17 protein-coding genes are annotated in these 19995 nt (G+C 39.3%); 6 read left to right on the forward strand and 11 right to left on the reverse strand.

Going from position 1 to position 19995, the window contains the following annotated elements:
* Positions 1-146 precede the first annotated feature (146 nt).
* Positions 147-1664, forward strand: a complete 1518-nt coding sequence (locus FGM01_RS11725) for a tetratricopeptide repeat protein (protein WP_143411362.1) — start codon at positions 147-149, stop codon at positions 1662-1664.
* A gap of 309 nt (positions 1665-1973) precedes the next feature.
* Here the strand turns inward: FGM01_RS11725 and FGM01_RS11730 are convergent, their stop codons facing one another.
* The 8 genes from FGM01_RS11730 to FGM01_RS11765 form a co-directional block, all read right to left on the reverse strand.
* Complete coding sequence (locus FGM01_RS11730; protein WP_143411363.1) at positions 1974-2708, reverse strand: hypothetical protein; 735 nt, start codon at positions 2706-2708, stop codon at positions 1974-1976.
* Between the two features lie 181 nt (positions 2709-2889).
* A complete protein-coding gene (locus tag FGM01_RS11735) occupies positions 2890-4227 on the reverse strand; it encodes a DUF418 domain-containing protein (RefSeq protein ID WP_208012727.1) in 1338 nt (445 codons plus the stop codon).
* A 240-nt stretch (positions 4228-4467) separates the two neighbouring features.
* Positions 4468-5652 carry an acetyltransferase domain-containing protein gene (locus FGM01_RS11740; RefSeq protein ID WP_243735798.1) on the reverse strand — a complete coding sequence of 395 codons (1185 nt, stop codon included), beginning with the start codon at positions 5650-5652 and terminating at the stop codon, positions 4468-4470.
* Between the two features lie 80 nt (positions 5653-5732).
* A complete protein-coding gene (locus FGM01_RS11745) occupies positions 5733-7235 on the reverse strand; it encodes a YfcC family protein (protein ID WP_143411364.1) in 1503 nt (500 codons plus the stop codon).
* 80 nt (positions 7236-7315) lie between these two features.
* On the reverse strand, positions 7316-7876 hold the full coding sequence (locus tag FGM01_RS11750) for a Pycsar system effector family protein (RefSeq protein WP_143411365.1): 561 nt from the start codon (positions 7874-7876) through the stop codon (positions 7316-7318).
* A 52-nt stretch (positions 7877-7928) separates the two neighbouring features.
* The gene (locus FGM01_RS11755; RefSeq protein ID WP_143411366.1) at positions 7929-8264 is read right to left on the reverse strand and encodes a hypothetical protein; all 336 of its coding nucleotides are present in this window, start codon (positions 8262-8264) and stop codon (positions 7929-7931) included.
* Between the two features lie 274 nt (positions 8265-8538).
* The gene (locus FGM01_RS11760) at positions 8539-10557 is read right to left on the reverse strand and encodes a S9 family peptidase (RefSeq protein WP_143411367.1); all 2019 of its coding nucleotides are present in this window, start codon (positions 10555-10557) and stop codon (positions 8539-8541) included.
* Between the two features lie 72 nt (positions 10558-10629).
* On the reverse strand, positions 10630-11061 hold the full coding sequence (locus tag FGM01_RS11765) for a hypothetical protein (protein WP_143411368.1): 432 nt from the start codon (positions 11059-11061) through the stop codon (positions 10630-10632).
* A 165-nt stretch (positions 11062-11226) separates the two neighbouring features.
* On the opposite strand from FGM01_RS11765, the gene FGM01_RS11770 reads away from it, so the two are divergent.
* Positions 11227-11772, forward strand: coding sequence for an RNA methyltransferase (locus FGM01_RS11770; protein WP_143411369.1), 546 nt, complete (start codon positions 11227-11229; stop codon positions 11770-11772).
* On the opposite strand, the gene folK is transcribed toward FGM01_RS11770, so the two are convergent.
* Positions 11769-12905 carry a 2-amino-4-hydroxy-6-hydroxymethyldihydropteridine diphosphokinase gene (folK, locus tag FGM01_RS11775; RefSeq protein WP_143411370.1) on the reverse strand — a complete coding sequence of 379 codons (1137 nt, stop codon included), beginning with the start codon at positions 12903-12905 and terminating at the stop codon, positions 11769-11771. The two genes, FGM01_RS11770 and folK, sit on opposite strands and share 4 nt — an antisense overlap.
* Before the next feature lie 154 nt (positions 12906-13059).
* Here folK and FGM01_RS11780 point away from each other — a divergent pair, with 154 nt between their 5' ends.
* Both FGM01_RS11780 and FGM01_RS11785 read left to right on the forward strand, forming a co-directional pair.
* The gene (locus tag FGM01_RS11780) at positions 13060-13716 is read left to right on the forward strand and encodes a queuosine precursor transporter (protein WP_143411739.1); all 657 of its coding nucleotides are present in this window, start codon (positions 13060-13062) and stop codon (positions 13714-13716) included.
* Between the two features lie 58 nt (positions 13717-13774).
* Positions 13775-16471, forward strand: coding sequence for an AsmA family protein (locus FGM01_RS11785; protein WP_143411371.1), 2697 nt, complete (start codon positions 13775-13777; stop codon positions 16469-16471).
* 42 nt (positions 16472-16513) lie between these two features.
* Here the strand turns inward: FGM01_RS11785 and FGM01_RS11790 are convergent, their stop codons facing one another.
* Both FGM01_RS11790 and FGM01_RS11795 read right to left on the reverse strand, forming a co-directional pair.
* Positions 16514-16828, reverse strand: coding sequence for a hypothetical protein (locus FGM01_RS11790; RefSeq protein WP_143411372.1), 315 nt, complete (start codon positions 16826-16828; stop codon positions 16514-16516).
* Between the two features lie 116 nt (positions 16829-16944).
* Entirely contained in the window at positions 16945-17742 is a 798-nt protein-coding gene (locus FGM01_RS11795) for a DUF2797 domain-containing protein (protein ID WP_143411373.1), read from the reverse strand.
* A gap of 112 nt (positions 17743-17854) precedes the next feature.
* Between FGM01_RS11795 and FGM01_RS11800 the strand changes: the two genes are divergently transcribed.
* Positions 17855-19366, forward strand: coding sequence for a GH3 auxin-responsive promoter family protein (locus tag FGM01_RS11800; protein ID WP_143411374.1), 1512 nt, complete (start codon positions 17855-17857; stop codon positions 19364-19366).
* Positions 19367-19382: 16 nt separating this feature from the next.
* Positions 19383-19979 carry a sugar O-acetyltransferase gene (locus tag FGM01_RS11805; protein WP_143411375.1) on the forward strand — a complete coding sequence of 199 codons (597 nt, stop codon included), beginning with the start codon at positions 19383-19385 and terminating at the stop codon, positions 19977-19979.
* The last annotated feature ends 16 nt before the right edge of the window (positions 19980-19995 follow it).

Below are 19995 nucleotides of genomic sequence, written 5' to 3' on the forward strand. Positions count from 1 at the left end.
TTGTATTTATTAAGAGAAAGAATGGAATTCCACATGGCAATTTTTAGTTAAAATTTTTTATTCCGAACCTGCTTAAAATCGCATTGTTTACTGAAAATCACTAACTTAGACAAACTAACTATTACATCAACCTTAAAATTACAACTATGATTTATTTAAAAAAACTACCAATATTCTTCATATTGGCGAGCATTTTAGCGGTTGCTTCCTGCAAGGATTCCGGCAAGGAAAGCACAGAAGCTGAATTAGAAGATGATTCTTCTATAGTTGAATTACCTGTAAACACCGATTCTGAAGAGGCTTTAGAGGCTTTTGAAGAGGGGCTGAAATATTTTGATGAAGGTAATCAAAGAAAAGCCAGGGCTAAATTTGATGAGGCACTGGATTATGATCCTAATTTCGTTTCAGCGCAAATGTACCGGTCCTTTACTGCAAATTCTGCCAAAGACTGGGCTAACAACCGGGATAAGTTTATGGCGATGCGCGAAAAGGCAAATGAGGCAGAGGTAATGATGATGGATATGACGGAAGCCTCTATGAAAAGTGATACTGGAAAGGAATTAGAGATAAGTAAGAAAATGGTGGAAAAGTATCCTGAATCTGCCAGGGCAATGGACAACCTGGCCGTTTATTACAATAATAACGATCAGGAAGAAGTGGCAAGAGAACACTGGAAAAAAGCCCTGGAGCTAAATCCGGAATATGTTCCGGCTATGGCCAGCCTGGGAGGCTCTTATTTATTTGATACCCCTAAAGATAAAGATCAGGCAAAGAAGTATTTTGAAATGCTGGTAGAAACAGCTCCAGATAGCCCGCGTTCACATATTCTTATGGGCGATTATTACCGGGATCAGGATCAATTAGACCAGGCACTTGCCAGCTATGAAAAAGCAGCGTCATTAGATCCCGAAAATGAGAATGCCCTTGCAAAATCGGGTCATGCCAATTCAATATTAGGGAATTATGAAGAAGCAAGGAAAAATTTTAAGGATGCCCGCGCAGCCAGTGAATTTGGAACCAATTTGGGTGGAGAGGCCAATACATTTGTTTATGAAGGGAATTCAAAAGATGCTTTGGCATTTCTGGAAGAAGGAACAAAATCTTTTGACACCCTGGACATACCTGAAAGCAATAAAAATATCGCTAAATACCAGGCTTCTTTTACGGCCGCTCATATTGCCATGCACGATGGAGATTCTAAAAGACTGGAGCAGATCGTAAGTAATATGAAGCCTATTTCCAAACAATTAACCAGCGAAGCAAACAGTCCGGTAGTAACCGCCAATCAGGAGGCAATTATGCATTATTGGGATGCCATGGTTATGGTAAGCAAAAAGAATTACCAGGAAGCGGCTAAGAAAGCTGAGATGATCAGGGAAGCGGTGAGCTCTATCAACAGTCCAAATAAGCTTGATCCCTATCACAGAGCTCTGGCTGTGATCAATTATCACATGGGGAATACAGATAAAGCCCTGGAACACATAAAGCAAACAGACGAAGACTATATCCACGATAAATACTGGATGGCGAAAATCAATGAGAAGGCCGGAAATACAGAGGAAGCCATGGAATTATATGAAGAGATCTCTGAGGAAAGATTTAATTCTATTGAGTTTGCTCTTATTCGTGATGAAGTAAATAAAAAAGTGAATGCAGACAGTTAGAGTAAGATCTTATCTTTTTTCAAATTCAAAAATAACCCTCCAGTTCATGGAGGGTTATTTATATTATAGTCTTAAGGTAAAATTAGAAAGCATTTTCAATCATCTCGTTTTTATGATCAATACCAGGATCTGAAAGAACATAAGAGTAGATATCCCCCTAAATACTGACCATCACTTATAAATAGGTAAGCTATATTTAAACCAGAAATTTAAAATGATTATTTCATTCGTTTGAGATAGTTTTCAGGATGTTATCAAAAAAAATGACCCCTTAAAGGCGTCATTTTTCTTCAACTTAATTAAACTAAACTATTGGGATTGATTACTTAGATTTTCATTCAATTTATACACGAAGGTCCAGGTATCTTCCACTGAAGATCTGAATTTCTCCTGCATCTTTGTCGTCTTATCCTTACCATGCTTCTGCTCATAAATCTCCCATGGGCTATCCCATTCTTCGTCAAGTCCTGCAAAATTCTTATGCAGCATGGATACCATGTAGTCCGGGCCATCCGGATCACCTCCAATAAAGTCATACCAGTAACCCAGTGGTTCTCCCTTAGCTTCCTTATAGGTACTGGAAACTTCTTTCACTACATCTTTAAAATCTCTCCAGTTTTCAGTTCTGAAAAATCTTACCCAGGCCACGGTATTTCCACTGGAAGGATTCTTACTGAATTCCGGCATTGATTCTGCCATTTTATGGTCCATTTTTACCACGTAAGGGAAGACATCGGTCTGGAATATAGATTGGCAGGCGGTATCTGCACCCGTTGGTGCTTCATCCATCTCTGCCCATTTATCCATAAAAAATGTGACCGCTACCGTTCCCGTAGCTCCCTGCACACGATTCCAAACATTCCAATTATCCTTTCCGCTATTTTCGAGATAACAATCTTTCCATTTTTTCATGCCTTTCTCGAAATTCTCCCGCTCGTTCATTTTAATTTCCAACTCATACATGTGCAAGATCCTGCTTTCATCTTTTTCCTGTGTGAATCCCAGAATTGGGAATAGTAGGATAAATACAATTAATTTCTTCATAATAAAATTTAGTTAATAGTTAATAGGATATTAATTTACTCATTTACAATAAATTACAGGTATCAAGTTCAAAAAAAGTGCATATATCCACTAAAATTAATTGACTGAATATCAAAATATTATAAAATTATTGACTTTCTGAAATTCTAGAAGTAATAAAGACCTGACCTGGAAACCAAAATCATCCAATTGGTGATTCCGGAACAACCGCTGGTTCTGCAGCCTTTCTTCTTAATAAATGGATCTTTTTATAACTAAGATTTCTCCATACCCACTCCAATGGACCAAAATAGAAATACCTCAACCATATTGGACTTACAATTAGCTGAAATATCCAGATGCCAAATACTATAAAAAGAAGTTCATATCGTTGAAATGTCCCAAAAAGTCCAAAGCCTACCCCGGTAAAAATGAACATGCAAATGACCGAATGCATCACATAATTGGTAAGCGCCATTTTCCCTACCGCAGACAATGAGTTCTGCAGCCATTTTAATACCGGTAGTTTACAAAAGATCATAATAAGTCCTACATGTCCCATCGCCACAAAAAGTCTTCCCAGGTCATAGGTAATTCCGGCTTTAGAGATAGCCTGGAAGGAAAAATTCCCGGCAATAATACTTTTCACCTCATAATAGTTCACGCTCAAACCAATTGCGTAACAAACCAGAACGGCAAGCCCATAGAATTTATAGCTCTTCCCGGCACTTAAAATATTCCATTTAAAGAGCGCGATCCCCAGGAGCATCATGGAGAGTATGTCCCATACATCATACCTGTAGAACCAGCTGGTATCTGTTTCCATATTTTTTGGCGCCAGGAATGCTACTACAGAGAAATAATCCTTCCGCATGTTCTGGGTGGTTTCCATTACCGTTTCTGGAGACCTGCTTTTTTCAATTTCTGCCCAACTCGCTGTGGCTTCCTCCATTTCAGAAGTGAGCGGTTTGCCCGAAGTTTTATATTTATTAGCTAATTCCACCTGTTCCAGCATTTCCATATTCTGCTTATATTCAAAATAACTCCATACCGTGCCTATAGAGAACAACAGAAGAGCGCTCAGCAACAAGGTTTTCGCTTTTAAATTTCGGAAAGAAAACACCAGGAATCCCATCAGGGCATAATCGTAAAGGATCTCCCCGGTCCATAAAAGCAAATACCCGTGAATTAGACCAAATATCAGAAGCCATAATAATCTTCTGAAATAAATATCGGCAGCTTTTATTCCGGCTCCCTTTTGTTCCATGCGGCTGAGTAAAATGAACATACCAACACCAAAAAGAAGGGAGAACAGGGCACGCATCGTACCTTCAAAAAACATGTTTGTCCCAATCCAGGTGTAGAGATTCCAGCCCGTAGCTCCTCCAGAAACCGTAGGGTCTCCATAGGCACCGGCCAGGCCAAAACCGTTGATGTTCATTAGTAAAATTCCGAATAGTACGATTCCCCTCATGATGTCCAGGGAATGAATTCGTTTTGTAGCCCTTATCGGGGTAAGAGAGGTTGGTTTAGCTTCCATACTGTCTTGTTTTTTGATTTTAGAAAATGAATATTTCTAATGAGACAGCCTGGGCATTCCCTTAGAACAATTACCGTTAATTAAGAGCAGGGTCGTTTAAGACCGGGCTTCAGCCACAGATAATTAAAACTAAGAATGATCGTATTTTGGAGCGAAAATTAAAAAAGCCTAATCTACTGAATATTAATTATTTAAACTTTAAAAAGTTAAATAAAGTGATCTAAACTATTTCAAATCATGCTATAAATAACTTAGCCACCATTTATTCTTGTTCCGAAGTTTATATTCCATATACTTCTTACAGGGAAAGTAAAGCAGAAAAACAATTATGATCCATACCAGGTAAACTACGCTCAGGGGATAACCGTATCCTTGCAGGTCATTACTGGTAAAAATATTCTCATCAAGGATCATGATGGTCCAGTCTTTTCCGGAGACCATTAATACCAGTAATGCCGCCAGGTGTATTATAAAAATGTGTAATAAATAATAGAAGAAAGGAACCCGTCCAAAAATGAGAAAAAAGGAAACTATTTTGTTCTTTATATTTTCTGTGAAATACAAAAATAAAAATGCCGGTCCCAGGGTGACCAGTAAAAATAAGAGTGAGGGTGGATATTTTGTTACATTTAAAACAGACAGGATCGAAAAAATTGTTGAATCCTGCTCTGCCCATAATGATGGATCGCCATAGAGATTAGGTATGCGAAGAATTATAAACAAGGTCAAACTTCCAAAACCCAGGAGCAGCAACATTTTTTTTCTATTTAGACTATTATAATTTTGGGCGTATAACCGTCCAAAAACATAACCTAATGCCATCACCCCAACCCATGGAACCAGAGGGTACATAAATAAGATAAGATGGTTGGGGGTTCTAATAAAACCGCCCTGGTGCGTAATGTACCAGAGTACTGTAAAAAAATCCTGACCCCGGGTTGTTATCTCATCTAAAAAGTTATGTCCTAGAACCATAAGCAGTCCAATGCATAGGATTAGCTTCCAGGGTAAAAATACCAGCAACGATAGGAGAACCATACTAATTCCTATAGCCCAGATGACCTGCAAATTTATAAAGCCATAAGTAGGATCAAACCACCACAACAGGTTCATAATCACAATTTCCACGAAAATGAGCCATAAACCCCTGTACATTAAAAATTTAAACAATTCTTTTTTAGTCTTTTTCTGTCCGTAGAGAAAGGCAGAAGTACCGGCTAGAAAAACGAAGGTCGGAGCGCAGAAATGAGTGATAAAACGAGTGAAAAAAAGTTCTGGCGTAGTAGTATCCAGATTGGTGGGATCATTCCCTGCAATAGCATTAATATGAAAATAATCCCGCACATGATCCAGAGCCATGATCACCATAACGACCCCTCTTAGAAGGTCTATAGATTCTATTCTTCTGGAAGTTGATTTAACCAATTAATAAAATTTTAAAAACCCGATGTGCTAATTCTCAAATTATACTGCACTTATATAAATGCAATTTCAATTATTCCATACTACTGCAAATAGACCGATATACTTAAGAAAAGCATACAGATAATCCCCAGAATTATCAATAATGGCCAGATAAACTTCAGCCACCGGTCATAACCAATATTTGCTATGGCCAGGGTTGGCAACACCATACCAATTGGAGATATGATACCACATAACCCATTACCAAATACATAAGCATTAATGATCATTTCCCGCCCTATCCCCACACTATCTGCCAGTGGAGCCATAATAGGCATGGTTAAAACTGCCGTCCCTGAAGAGGAGGCTATAAACAAGGTCAGGCCATTGTAGACCATGAAAATGGAGTTTATAAATAATCCTTTACCCATACTTTGAACAAATTCGCTTGCATGAAAAAGAATAGTATCGCTTATCATCCCGTCGCTCATTAAAATAGTGATACCCCGCGCCAGACCAATAATGACTGAAACCCCAAGCAGTTCCCCCGCCCCTTTTATAAAAACTTCTACGAATTTACCTTCAGGAATGCGTGCAATAAATCCAATGAGGATTGCACCTACTAAAAAGGTAGAGGCCATTTCCTCGAACCACCAGTCCAGCCTGGAGACTCCTATGATCATAAGCAAAAAACAGGCACTAAAAACAACCAGGATTATTTTTAACCTGGAGGTTAAGCGGGGAATTTTATCAGGATTAGCAGGTACTCTTAATAATGGATTCAGTTTATTTCCAGAACCATAGAGGAAAGATCGCCGGGGATCAGCTTTCACCTTCCGGGCATAATTCAGCAGAAAAATTATAGTTACCGTAAAACAGATAAAAAACATTAGAATCCTACCTCCCAACCCGGTAGTCCAGTCTATACCGGCAGTTTCTGAAGCGATAATAATGGAGAATGGATTGATGGTGGAGCACATACTGCCAACCGAGGAACCAAGAAATACAGATGCCACGGCCACTACCGCATCATATCTGGCTGCAAGAAATACGGGAATCAGGATAGGTAAAAAGGCAATGGTCTCTTCTGCCAAACCAAAAGTAGTTCCACCAAGTCCTACCAACAAGGTAGTTGCCACGATGAGGATGAATTCCCGACCTTTTAATACTTCTGCCAGGGCTGCAATTCCAGCATTAAAAGCGCCACTATAATTAATAACCCCTATTAAACCCCCTATAATAAGCAGCAGAAAAATAATGTTAGCAGTCTCGATCATCCCTTTAACCGGCGCCTGTGCATATTCAAATACTCCCTGGGGATCTGCATCTACCTGGCGGTAGGTGTCTGGAATTCCTATGGGTTTATATATTGCTCCACTCCTGAAGTTCTCCAGAGGAATTTTTATACCCAGTTCATTAAGCGTTTCCTGGGTAACAGGAAGAATCCGGACTTCCTGTTGCGTGACCACCTGGAACTGGTCCTTGCCTTCATCATAACTCAACATCGCATATTGCCCGGCAGGAACAAACCACGTTGCTATTGCAGCCATAGCAGAAATTATAAGAAGTATGGTCTGTGCTGTTGGAAACTTCCAGGATCTCATATATGTTGAACCAGCTTAGTCATATTTTTAATTAATTGATTGTTAGATTATTTCAGAGATTAAATGATTGATCACTAGTTTTAAATAAAGGTGACCGCCACATAATAGATCACGATTAAAAGCAACAATGAAAACTGAATAGCCAGAAATTTTAAGGCTTTTTGAACATTTTTGAATTTAAGGTTCGCGATCTTGGCATTTATAAAAATTTGCTGACCTAATTGGTCAAATAATTGATCTTCGTCTACACTTATATTGAAGAAGGTTCTTGAGAATTCCTTGATATCCCCAAATTTGGAAATAACGTCACCAAAGAAGAAAATATTCCGATCGTACTTCGACTCTATCCGTGGCATAAAACAACGTATGCTATAATACATTGAAATTACAGCACAGCTAAACCAGACCGTTAGCAGAATGTAAATTATGGTATTGTTATCAAAATGTCCCAGTACAAGGTCCAGGTCCTGATAGACAAAATTTAAAAGAATCCCGTAAAAGGAAAGGATAAGGCCTGCTTTTATTTCTGAAGCTTTGATAAGACTGGAAACATAACTAATGCTACCCCAATAATGGTCAATTAGATCATCTGTATGCTTATTCTTTAGATGTGCCGAGGGTTTTATTTCCGGTTTTTCCATAATTAATCTTTCGGGGGATGATTGCAAATTCTCTATCCAGGTTTGCAGGCTTTTAATAGAGGATATTATCCAGTATTTTATCTAGCGTGTTCTCCATCATGCTAAATTTCTTGTCAGAAAAGAAGATCTCAAACATTTCCTTTCTTAGCTCTCCCAGCTCTTTATGCGAGTATTCATGCAATACCAGGTTATCCTGGATCTTTTCCAGACTTTCTTCTTCAGTATCTTCAGTGAATTCGGCAAACAAACGGTCAAAAGTTTCTTTATCGGTCTTAGATCTCACCAATTTCAGTTCTTCTTCAGTCATTACCGAATCGGCATTAGCGCACAGTAATAAAATGTAAATCTGCAGCTCTGTCTTTGACCAGGGTGAACTTTCCTCTTTCATAGTTCAAAAATTTTGGTGGTTAATAAATTATGAAACCTTGAATGCAGGTTTCCAGACCGGCATTACTAAAACATCTAAAATCCCGATCGCTCTCCTAATCTACTAAAATATTGTATAACAAGTATTTAGACTTTATATATTTTTTCAGGAATATTAATCATGACCTTTATTTTTAGAGATTTCAATAAGATCTGAATATGCCTGGATATAAGAAGGCCGGCTATTTAGAATAGCCGGCCTGTACTGGTAAAATATCGCTTTTATAATGCCAGGGCTAGGTTCTATATTTCTCAAACCAGGCCAGGATACTGGCGATCTTAGCTATGAGATTGCTGGGTTTATTGGCAATTCCATGAGAAGCACCTGGAATTCTAACCATCGCCGTTTCTACCCCTTCCAGTTTTAAAGCGGCATATAATTGCTCAGACTCAGCAATGGGTGTTCTGTAATCTTCCTCCCCGGTCAATAACATGGTAGGCGTATTTATATTTCCTACATAAGACAATGGAGATCTTTTCAAATATGGCTCGGGATCTTCCCATGGTTTATTGGGAAACCAGTATTTACTAAAGAAGGCAGGATTATCTGCATAAAGAACAAAACTATACCAGTTAATTACCGGCTTGGCGACCACGGCGGCACGAAACCTATCGGTTTTACCTACGATCCAGGCAGTTAATACTCCTCCACCGCTACCACCGGTTACAAATAGATTCTCTTCATCTATAAAACCTTTTTCAATAGCTGCATCTACGCCGCTCATTAGGTCTTCATAATCATGATTAGGATAATCGTGGTGGATAAGGTTACCGAACTCTTTCCCATAGCCACTACTTCCTCGAGGATTGGAATACAGAACTACGTAACCGGCAGCGGCAAATGCCTGTACTTCTGCCGAAAAAACATTGCCGTAACTGGCAAAAGGACCTCCATGAATCTCAAGAATAAAAGGATATTTCTTGGACGGGTCAAAATTGGGAGGAGTTACCAGCCAACCCTGCATATCCCGTTCATCATAAGAAGATTTCCAGGTGATCTCCTCTACATTCGCCCTTTCGCGATAAGAGAATAGATCTTCATTCAAACTGGTGATTTTGTTCACCTTTTTCCCATCAAGAACCGCGAGATCTGCAGGACTCTGAGAGGTGCCATAAGTATAAGCCAGCGCGCCTTTATCTGAAACTGAAAACGAAGCAGCATTATAAGGTCTACCCAGGGACAGACCTCCGAGATCTTCTGCCACCTGTTTTATATTTCCCTTGAGATCCACGTAGCCAACCTTAGTATCACCACGGTCATTGTACTGGAAATATAAGCCTTTACCCTTGCCGTCCCATTGAATATTTTCGATGTCCCGGTCGAAATCCCCGGACAACAGTTTAGGATCACCATCCTTATCAAGGATATAGAGATTACTTATTTGGTAGCCCAGGTACTCATCGTCAAAACCGAGATAAGCGATAGTATTATCGCCGGGAAATATCGTGGGATTTGTATCGGGGCCCTGCCGGTTGGTAAGTGTATCTATCTTCCCTGTAGACAACTTCAATTCATAGAGTTCAGAATTCAAAGGATCAAGATCTGCATTATCATGAAGATTAGCTGAAAAATATAACTTTTGATCATCTGCAGACCAGTCTGGAGTACCGTGATCAAAATCTGAATTCGTTAATTGTCTGGGACTACCACCATCGGCAGAAATCACAAATATCTGCCGGTTTCCTTCCTTCAGGTAACCCTGGCCATCTCCACGGTAATTGAGTTCATCAATAAATTTTGGGGCATCATTCCATTTAGCGCCATCTGGTTTTGAAGGTAGTTTGATAAAAGTTTCAGACTGCTTTGGAACGAACATGGTAAATGCAAGGTATTGACCATCATTGGACCAGACTGCCTGTCCCGGACTTTGAGAAGTATTGGTAAGTGGAAAATACTCCTTCGAGTCCATCCACATTAGAAAAAGTTTCATCTTTTCATTCTGCATATTGGACTGAAAAACCAGTTTTTTCCCGTCCCTGGACCAGCGGGGATTATGGTCATTCTGATTCCCTGTGGTTAATGGACGATTTTGTGAACCATCTGCATTCACTATCCAGAGGTTAGACAGGTTCTTATCTGTCATGATATCCTTAAAATTCCTTACGTAAACAATTTTTTTACCATCGGGCGATATCTGAGGGTCTGATACATATTCATAATCGAATATATCAAGTAGCTGTAATTTCGATTTTTCCTGGGCTTGAACTGGTAGGCAAAAGATTAGAAAAAGGGCAAGCAGAATAAAATTTCTCATAAATAATAAAATAAAGATGGGACATATTTTGTCCCATCTAAGTTATTAATTTCAATTAAAACAATGCCGGCCTCATTCTCTCCTGGCCAGCGAATTTTCCCAGGTATCCACATAAGACATAAACTCGTCTAATTTTGCCATGGCCTTATCCTGTCCTCCGGCGACCTTTGCCATAGACTGCATCCATTTCACATCATCTGGGGTCATCTTATAATTCAGGGTTTCCACGCCTTCCTTCATATCCCAAACCACGATCATATCGTAATCTCCACCTACCATATGAAAAGTCGTTGGTGGCTGTATCCCTGCATCCTCGTCTGCCTTCATAAAATAATTGTGCACAATACTCATGGCCGCATCTTTTTTCATAGGCTTGAATTTGATCTGGGCCATCATTACCCATTGCGGATCTTCATATTTTTCGGCCTTCATTTCCTGTCCAAAAGAAAAACCGGTTGCCATAAATAAAATGGCAATTGCTAATAATGTTCTGAAAGTTCTCATAATTTTGATTTTATATGTTTATAAAAACCATCATCAAAAAGAGGTAAAGAGAAAATAGATTTGGAGAGCAATCAGGTATAAATTTAGCAAAAACCATCCAAAATTATGAATTTCAGACATCCTTAAATGTTATCTATTGATGTTTCATTTTCCTATTTTTGCCGCATGAACAGAAGAAAACTGAAAAATGCCGAGCTGGATCGCAAAAGCGTACAGGAGTTCAAAGAGGCTGAGAAGACGCCTATTATTGTAATTCTGGATAATGTTAGAAGTCTGAATAATATTGGTTCTGTTTTTCGTACTGCCGATGCTTTTCTAATTCAGAAAATATTTCTCTGTGGGATTACTGCTCAACCACCTCATAAAGACATTCAAAAAACTGCTCTCGGCGCTACTGAAACTGTGGCCTGGGAATATGCGAAAGATACTGTAGAACTGGTAAACAAACTAAAAGCTGACGGCATCCTGGTCTATTCTATTGAACAGGCAGAAGGTGCCGTGATGTTGAACGATTTTCAGCCTGAAGTGGATAAAACCTGTGCAGTGATCTTTGGCAATGAAGTTAAAGGCGTACAGCAGAAAGTAGTTTCGGCCAGTGATGGCGTTATAGAAATTCCTCAGCTGGGTAGCAAACATTCTTTAAATATTTCGGTAAGTACCGGGGTGGTATTATGGGACCTGTTTTCTAAGATCAAAGTTCTAAATCACTAATTCACCGCTTTATCGATCTCCTGGAGTAGCCACAGGTAGTCTTTACGATTCGAAACAAAATCCAAACCAGAAATATCAATTACCTGGACCTTCATGTTGCTTTGAGATTTAATGAAATTCAGGTAACTTTTGTTGATATCTATTAAATATTCGGGCTGGATATTTTGTTCATAATCCCGGCCGCGTTTTTTGATGTTCTCAAGCAACCTATCTGTATTCTGATACAGGTATATGTACAATTCCGGTTTCACCAATTCCTTGTACATCAAGTGAAAAAGTTTGTGATACAGGGAATATTCATCTTCATGAAGCGTGATCTTAGCAAAGATGAGCGATTTAAAAACATCATAGTCTGAGATCACGAAATCCTTAAAGAGGTCGTATTGAGCCAGGTCATCTGAAAGTTGTTGATACCGGTCTGCCAGGAATGACATTTCCAGTGAGAACGCATACCTGTCTTTATCTTCATAGAATTTGGGAAGAAAAGGGTTGTCCTTAAATCTCTCCAGGATTAGTTTAGCATTGAAATCCTCTGATACCATCGTAGAAAAACTGGTCTTTCCCGCTCCAATATTTCCCTCTACAGCGATATAATTGCAAGCCGGAAAATGAAAATTCATTTCGGGCTTTTGTAATTTTTCACTCGCCACAGAAATTTGTGAAGTATCACTGGTATCGCCTAGCAATTCACTAAAGGTTTTCTTTAGTACGGGATGTTTCTCTTTGGGGGCGATATCATTCAGCGGTTTCAAGACAAAGCTGCGGTTGGCAATTCCCGGATGTGGTACCTGCAAATTTTCCTGTTCAATTACCTCCTCAGCAAATAGGATTATATCCAGGTCTATAGTTCTGTTCAGGTAAGTTCCGGTATTATTTCGCTCTCTGCCCAATTCATTCTCAATATTCAGAATCTCGGCCAGCACCTGTTGGGCATCCAGCCGGGTAGAAACAGAGACACAGGCGTTAAAGAAAGAATTACCATTAAAACCCCAGGCAGGTGTTTCATAAATTTTTGAAACTTCCAGGATCCATCCAATGTTTTGATGTATCTTTTCAAGGGCCAATTGCATGTAACCTAGGCGGTCACCAAGGTTACTTCCCAGTGCTAATATTACTGTTTTAGGGGATTTCAAGGCGGTTTAAGAAAATTTTAATAGGTAGTGCAAAATAATTTCACAGCAAATTAAGCAAAACAAAAGCACATACTCTTATTTTTGATTAAAGACTTAATAACAAAATTTGACAGAACTCAACTGGAAAGAAAAGTTTAAAGCGCAGCAAATTTATATGATCCTAAGTGCGCTGTTTATTGCTTCCCTGGTTGTATCAAATCTGATCTTTCAAAAGTTCTTTAGCTGGGATTTCTTTGGCCTGTATACTTTTGAGGTTTCAGTAGGTATTTTACCCTATCCGGTTACTTTCTTAATTACTGATATTATTAGTGAGGTTTACGGAAAGAAAAAAGCTAACCAGGTGGTCACTACGGGAATTTTCGCTTCATTCTTTTCTTTATTGATAATATATATTGCAGATGCTGTTCCTGCCACGGTCTGGTCACCCATTGGAAATTCTTTATTCGAAAAGGTATTTGGAGCCACCGCGATCGCTGTATTCGCTTCTATGGTCGCATATTTACTGGCGCAGTACATAGATATTCAGCTTTTCCACTTCTGGAAAAGACTTACCAAAGGCAGGCATTTATGGTTGCGTAATAATTTTTCCACTTTTCTATCTCAGTTCGTGGATACTTTTTCGGTGTTATTTTTGCTCTGTAGTTTTGGAAAGATAGATTGGGAACTGTTTGGCGATCTGCTCCTTAGCGGATTCCTGTTCAAAGTACTTATCGCTGCCCTTGATACACCATTTCTGTATGCCGCAGTATATGGCTTGAGACGTTATTTTGATCTGAAAGCTTCAGAGGAACTGCAGTATCAGGAAATATAAATTAATATTTAAAAATCGTGACAATTTCAGATTGTCGCTTAAATAATATTTAAAACAGATGAAAAAAGCATTAAAAATACTCGGATTTGCAATTTTAACGATCCTTATATTATTGATCGTGGCCCCATTTGTTTTTGAATCACAATTAAAGGATCTGGTAAAGAAAACAATGAACCAGAATCTCAATGCCCAGGTGGATTTTGAAGATATAGACCTTAGTATGTTTCGAAGTTTTCCTAAAGCCACGCTTGTGATCAAGGATATAAGTATTATCAACAATGAACCGTTCAAAGGCGACACCCTTGCCCTGGGTGAGGAAGTTACCCTGGAAATGTCTGTCAACGAGCTCTTCAAAAGCAGTGAGAAGGCCAAAAAGATAGATAAGCTGAGTCTCAATAACGCCTATATCAATATTAAGGTTGATTCCCTGGGAAATACAAATTATGATATTGCAATTGAGGATACGACCACTTCAGCTTCATCTGGAAAACCCTTTTCCCTTGATCTTAAACACTACGAGATCAATAATTCCCGGGTTAAATATGATGATAAGTCTTCAAAAGTATTCCTGGATATTGAAAACCTGAATCACGAAGGGAATGGAGATTTTTCCATGGATCAATCTGAACTGGATACCTATTCTGAAGCTTTGGTATCCCTGGATTATGACGAGGTGAATTATTTAAATCAAAATCCCGTGAGTCTTAATGCGGTTCTCCAGATAGACCTTTCTACCAGTACATATACCTTCCTGGAAAATGAAGCCAAAGTAAATCAACTACCCTTAACTTTTGATGGATATGTTAAAGTCAACGAGGATAATACAGAGATGGACCTTACCTTTAAAACTCCTTCTTCAGACTTCAAAAATTTCCTTGCTGTAATTCCCGAGATCTACGCTAAAAATATTGAAAATGTCGAAACCAACGGAGACTTTGTGGTGAATGGAAGGATCTTTGGCAAGGCTGATGAACTTTATATTCCAAAAATAGACATAAAAATCACTTCTAGTAATGCATCCTTTAAATATCCTGATCTTCCGAAGAGTGTAGAAGATATTAACCTGGATATAGAAGTAATGAATGATGTTGGTATTGCCGAAGAAACCTATATCGATATAAATAATGCCACCTTCAGAATAGATCAGGATAAGTTTCTGGCTAAGGGGAAAATCAGGAATATTACAGAAAACATGCTTATTGATCTTGCCTTAAAAGGCACGGTGAACCTGGCCAATATTACCCGGGCTTATCCCCTGGATCTGGAACAGGATCTAAATGGAATTCTTACCGCCGATATTAAAACGAGTTTTGATATGAATTCTATCGAAAATGAAAGATATCAGAATGTGAATAGTAGCGGAACTGCGACGATTACAGATTTTAGATATTCATCCCCCGAAATACCTAATGAGGTTAAGATCTCCAATGCCGAAATGAACTTTAATCAGGGAGATGTTCGTATTCCGGACTTGAAAATGACCACGGGTAAGACCGATATAAACGCGACCGGTAGCTTGCAGAACTTAATTGGTTTTCTACTTACAGATGAGCAGCTGAAAGGAAACTTCCAGGTAAAATCCAATACTTTCTCGGTCAATGATTTTATGGTAGCTGAAACCGAAGAGATCACCACGAAAGATGAAAATGGAAATGATAGGACGGTTGCCAAAAATACCGGAAAGGAGGCTGTAAAAATTCCATCGTTCCTGGATATGGAACTTAATTTTGATGCGAATACCGTTTTATACGACAACCTGGAATTAAAGAATGCCAAAGGGGTCCTGGTAATACGTGATGAAACCGCCAGCCTTAAAAATGTTACTACCAATATTTTTAATGGTAGTATTGGTGCTAACGGACTGGTTTCTACCAAAAATCCCACTCCGATTTTTGAAATGAACCTTGATTTGAATTCCCTTGATATTGCATCCTCCTTCCAGGGTCTGGAATTAATGCAGAGTCTTGCCCCGTTAGCCACGGCAATCGAAGGGAAATTACAGTCTACGGTGAACCTAAAGGGAAATCTAAATGAAGACTTCACCCCTCAACTTGCCAGTATCGCTGGAAATGCCCTGGCTGAATTATTGACCGCCGAGATCAATCCCCAGAAAGCAGCCTTACTTTCTAAACTAAATAGCCAGTTGAATTTTATTGATTTCAGCAAAATAGATCTGAACAAATTAAAAACACGTCTAACGTTTAATGACGGAATGGTCGAGGTTGCTCCTTTCGATTTTGATATAAAAGGAATTAAATTCCAGGTTTCGGGAAGTCACGGTTTTGATATGAATATGAATTATGATCTCAAGCTAGATGTTCCGGCAAAATATCTTGGCTCTGAAGTAGGCGCAACCCTGGGTAAGTTAAGTGGAGAAAATATTGAAAATACAATGGTGGAATTACCAATTGGTATTAGAGGTAATTTTAGCAGTCCACAGATTAATTTGAATATGCAGCAGGCAGTTAACAGCCTTACGCAAAAAGTTGTGGAACAACAAAGACGAAATCTTGAGGACAAGGCTGTAGATGCCATTAACGATATCCTGCAGGGGAAAAGAGATCCTAATAAACCATTTGTTAAAAATGATACTACCGTTGCCGGCAATAAGAAGGGAGATTCTACTGCAACCAGGATTCCGCCAATGCGCGACTCCATTTCTCAACAGAAGCAGGTGCAGGATGCCGCAAGAAATATTCTGGGAGGAATTTTAAAAAATTCGAAGAAAAAAACTGACACTACTAAGCAAAACTAATGCTTTCGAGCAGATTGGCTTTTTTAATAAAGTGAAGAGATATTATGTTCTGCGATACCCTGCAATTGTCATTTCGATGAAGCGAAGCGCAGGAGAAATCTCATGGACAATTGGAATTTCCATAATGAGAAGCGTCTGGAATCTCTGGATTACCTGAGATGCTGAAATAAATTCTGAAAGGAGATGTTGAAACAAGTTCAGCATGACAATACTTATAATTGCCATTTCGACGAAGCAAAGCACAGCAGAAATCTCCTGGACATTTGGAACTTCCATTACCTGAAGTTTCGGGAGTTTCTGGAGGACCTGCGATGCTGAAATCAATTTAAAAAGAATATGCTGAAACAAGTTCAGCATGACGGAATTACTAATTGGTCATTTCGACGGAGCGAAGCGCAGGAGAAATCTCTTAAACATTTGGAACTACCATAACCTGAAGTATCGGAAGTTTCAGGGTCTCGTGAGATACTTGTTTACACAAGAACCTTCAACTCCACAACTAATCCTTCATTACCACGCACATTAAAAACAGTGCCGTCACCATAGATCAGGTACTGCCCTTTAATACCTTTCAAAATACCTTCATAAAAAGGATTTTTGACCAGGTTCAGGGATTTTATCTTTTCGGGGAATTCCTCTACCGGAAATTTAATCTCAGTTTCTTTATTGCTCGCCAGGTAATATTCTTTAGCTTCCTCCGGGATAAATTCCTTTAATTTCTCACGCTCTTCAGCCAGGTCCAGGTCCAGTACATCATTTGTAAGCATCTTTCTCCAGTTGGTCTTATCTGAGACATGTTCCTTTAAAGCAACCTCGGTAATACCCGCCAGATAACGGTTAGGAACTTCCACGATCTCGATCGCTTCATGCGCCCCCTGGTCTATCCACCTTGTAGGGATCTGGCTTTTCCTGGTGACCCCAACCTTAACATCACTGGAATTGGCCAGGTAGACAACGTGTGGTCTTAACTGGGCTCTTTTTTCAAATTCAAGATCACGATCTTCTTCGTCTAAATGGGCCCTGCTTAATTCAGGATTGATCACCCAATCCCCGGCTTGAGGGATAGCGCCGAAACAGTCATAACAAAAGCCCTGCCGGTAGATCTTCTTTTCCAACCCGCAATTGAGACACTGATACCTAAGAAAATTAAGGCTCATTTTCTTACCAATCATCTGGTTCATGTTGATAAAATCGTTTTCCCAGACCAGGTAGTACTGAACCACATCAGTAATTTCTGTTCTCATCTTCGTTAGAACTCCTTCGTATCTCATTAAAATTTTGTTTTAAGACTGACTGAATTTTTTGCAGGCTTCAAAGTTTCGTTTATTTTTAACCAATTAACCGAACGCCCTTTAAATATAAGCGTTAAAGATAAGAAGAATAATGCCAATTCCCTTAGTAAACTCTATAGCTTCATGGTTTCTCAAAAAGAGAATTCATCAAATGGAATTGTTCATTAAGTATCCTCATGAAGTTCAGAATGAACTGCTTAAGAATCTTCTTATAAAGGCTAAAAACACTGAATACGGTAGGCGTTATAAATTTTCTGAAATTAATTCTTATGAAACTTTCCGGCAGCGTGTTCCCATCCAGAAATATGAAGATTATGAAGCCTTGATCGAACGCAGCCGTAAAGGAGAAAATAATATCTTCTGGCCCACACCTATTAAATGGTTTGCCAAATCCAGTGGAACTACAAGTGCCAAGAGCAAATTTATCCCGGTAAGCCAGGATTCGCTCGAAGACTGCCATTATGCGGCAGGAAAGGATCTTTTATGTATTTACCTTAATAACAATCCGCAATCTCAGTTATTTACCGGAAAAAGCCTGAGACTGGGTGGAAGCAAGGAACTTTATCAGGAAAATGGTACTTCTTATGGAGATCTTTCGGCGATCCTGATCGATAATATGCCTTTCTGGGCTGAATTCAGCAGTACGCCGAGTAATGAAGTGTCCTTAATGCATGACTGGGAATATAAAATGCAGGCTATTGTTAATGAAACAATTAAGGAAAAAGTAACCAGTCTGGCCGGTGTACCCAGCTGGATGTTGGTTTTGCTTAATAATGTCCTGGAAACTACCGGCAAGCAAAGCCTTTTTGAAGTCTGGCCTCACCTGGAAGTATATTTTCATGGGGGAGTAAGCTTTGAGCCTTATGCCTCCCAGTATCAGAAGATCCTACCTAAAGAAGATTTTAGATTTTATGAGATCTATAATGCTTCTGAAGGATTTTTCGCCTGCCAGGATCACAATGACACTAAAGAACTCTTGCTGATGCTGGATTACGGGATCTTTTATGAATTTATCCCAATGGATGCGTATGGTACAGACGAAGAGATGGCAATTCCATTAAGCGAGGTGGAAATAGGTAAAAATTATGCCGTGGTCATTACCACCAATGCCGGCCTCTGGCGTTATAAAATTGGAGATACGGTGAGGTTCACCAATACAAGTCCATACCGGGTTAAAGTTTCGGGAAGGACAAAGCACCATATTAATGTGTTCGGTGAGGAATTGATCATTGAAAATGCAGAGTCTGCCCTTAAGAAAGTATGTCTTATGACCAATTGTGAGATCATAGATTATACCGTAGCCCCAATTTTTATGGAAGGCAGGGAAAAGGGAGCTCACGAATGGATCGTGGAATTTAAAACTCCGCCTAAGGATATTGACAATTTCACACATCAACTTGATCTCGCCTTGCAGGAAGTAAACAGCGATTACGAAGCAAAGCGCTATAACAATATGACCCTGAATATGCCAACCATTCATATGGCACGAAAAGACCTGTTTTATGACTGGCTAAAGAAACACAACCGGGTTGGCGGGCAGCATAAAGTTCCAAGACTTTCTAATTCCCGAACTTACCTTGAGGAATTACTGAATATGAAATAAACTTAAAATTCCAGATATGGCGTCAGAAAAAGAAAAAATGCTTTCGCAACAGCCATATATTGCCTCAGATAAAATACTTACCCGGGAGCGGTTGGCGGCACAAAGCCTTTGTTTCGATTTAAATTCCATTTCTCCGAAATTCGTTGCAAAACGAAAAAAACTCCTGCAAAAATTACTTGGCTCCAGTACTGAAAATCTCCATATAGAATCTCCCTTCTACTGTGATTATGGCTATAACATCTTCCTGGGAGATAATTTTTATTCTAATTACAATTGTGTCATCCTGGATTGCGCAAAGGTGACCATCGGAAATAACGTGATGCTTGCTCCAAATGTGAGCATCTTCACCGCAGGGCATCCAAAAGATGCTGAAAAAAGAAATCAGGGCTGGGAATATGCCATTCCCGTAAGTATTGGAAATAATGTCTGGATTGGAGGAAATACGGTAGTCAATCCCGGGATTACAATTGGTGATAATACCGTTATAGGCTCCGGGAGTGTTCTCACAAAAGATATTCCTTCTAATGTTATTGCCGCCGGGAATCCCTGCCGGGCGATCAGGGAGATCACCGAAGAAGACAAACAGTATTATTTTAAGCAGAGAAAGTTCTGAAAATAAAAATCCGGAA

The sequence above is a fragment of the Christiangramia sabulilitoris genome (assembly GCF_007050985.1).
GTDB classification, from domain to species: Bacteria; Bacteroidota; Bacteroidia; order Flavobacteriales; family Flavobacteriaceae; genus Christiangramia; species Christiangramia sabulilitoris.

Bases quoted from the DNA above. Each gene is read 5' to 3' on its own strand.
- FGM01_RS11725 (WP_143411362.1), top strand. From the start codon at position 147: ATGATTTATTTAAAAAAACTACCAATATTCTTCATATTGGCGAGCATT.
- FGM01_RS11730 (WP_143411363.1), bottom strand. From the start codon at position 2,708: ATGAAGAAATTAATTGTATTTATCCTACTATTCCCAATTCTGGGATTC.
- FGM01_RS11735 (WP_208012727.1), bottom strand. From the start codon at position 4,227: ATGGAAGCTAAACCAACCTCTCTTACCCCGATAAGGGCTACAAAACGA.
- FGM01_RS11745 (WP_143411364.1), bottom strand. From the start codon at position 7,235: ATGAGATCCTGGAAGTTTCCAACAGCACAGACCATACTTCTTATAATT.
- FGM01_RS11750 (WP_143411365.1), bottom strand. From the start codon at position 7,876: ATGGAAAAACCGGAAATAAAACCCTCGGCACATCTAAAGAATAAGCAT.
- FGM01_RS11755 (WP_143411366.1), bottom strand. From the start codon at position 8,264: ATGAAAGAGGAAAGTTCACCCTGGTCAAAGACAGAGCTGCAGATTTAC.
- FGM01_RS11760 (WP_143411367.1), bottom strand. From the start codon at position 10,557: ATGAGAAATTTTATTCTGCTTGCCCTTTTTCTAATCTTTTGCCTACCA.
- FGM01_RS11765 (WP_143411368.1), bottom strand. From the start codon at position 11,061: ATGAGAACTTTCAGAACATTATTAGCAATTGCCATTTTATTTATGGCA.
- FGM01_RS11770 (WP_143411369.1), top strand. From the start codon at position 11,227: ATGAACAGAAGAAAACTGAAAAATGCCGAGCTGGATCGCAAAAGCGTA.
- FGM01_RS11780 (WP_143411739.1), top strand. From the start codon at position 13,060: ATGATCCTAAGTGCGCTGTTTATTGCTTCCCTGGTTGTATCAAATCTG.
- FGM01_RS11785 (WP_143411371.1), top strand. From the start codon at position 13,775: ATGAAAAAAGCATTAAAAATACTCGGATTTGCAATTTTAACGATCCTT.
- FGM01_RS11790 (WP_143411372.1), bottom strand. From the start codon at position 16,828: ATGCTGAACTTGTTTCAGCATATTCTTTTTAAATTGATTTCAGCATCG.
- FGM01_RS11795 (WP_143411373.1), bottom strand. From the start codon at position 17,742: ATGAGATACGAAGGAGTTCTAACGAAGATGAGAACAGAAATTACTGAT.
- FGM01_RS11800 (WP_143411374.1), top strand. From the start codon at position 17,855: ATGCCAATTCCCTTAGTAAACTCTATAGCTTCATGGTTTCTCAAAAAG.
- FGM01_RS11805 (WP_143411375.1), top strand. From the start codon at position 19,383: ATGGCGTCAGAAAAAGAAAAAATGCTTTCGCAACAGCCATATATTGCC.